Source organism: Nocardia abscessus NBRC 100374 (genome assembly GCF_000308455.1).
Taxonomy (GTDB): domain Bacteria; phylum Actinomycetota; class Actinomycetes; order Mycobacteriales; family Mycobacteriaceae; genus Nocardia; species Nocardia abscessus.
In genome coordinates this window covers 1-532 of the sequence record NZ_BAFP01000136.1, presented here as the reverse complement: position 1 = coordinate 532, position 532 = coordinate 1, and the positions used below count along the sequence as shown (strand labels likewise).

Here is a 532-nt window from a genome sequence, read left to right as displayed (position 1 = left end):
CTCACCGGTCTGCTCGGGGCCGAGAACAAGCTGCCCGGCGAGATCTCCGGCGGTATGCGCAAGCGTGCCGGGCTGGCCCGCGCCCTGGTGCTCGATCCGCAGATCATCCTGGTCGACGAGCCCGACTCGGGTCTGGACCCGGTGCGCACCTCCTACCTGTCTCAGCTGCTGATCGACATCAACGCGCAGATCGACGCCACGATTCTGATCGTCACGCACAACATCAACCTCGCGCGCACCGTGCCGGACAACATCGGCATGCTCTTCCGCCGCCAGCTGGTCATGTTCGGTCCGCGTGAGGTGCTGCTCACCTCCGACGAGCCGGTGGTCAAGCAGTTCCTCAACGGCCGCATGATCGGCCCGATCGGCATGTCCGAGGAGAAGGACGAGGCGCAGATGGCGCGCGAGCAGGCGTTGGTGGACGCCGGCCACCATCACGGCGGCGCGGAAGAGGTCGAGGGCATCATCCCGCAGATGCGTGCGACGCCGGGCATGCCGGTGCGTCAGGGGGTACTGCGGCGCAAGGAGCGCG

General features: G+C 67.7%; 1 protein-coding gene. It reads left to right on the top strand.

Features of this window, described 5'->3' with window-relative positions; all coding sequences use genetic code 11:
* Nucleotides 1-532: AAA family ATPase (locus tag ON19_RS27250; protein WP_043698926.1), on the top strand; the 532-nt coding region annotated here is incomplete at both ends.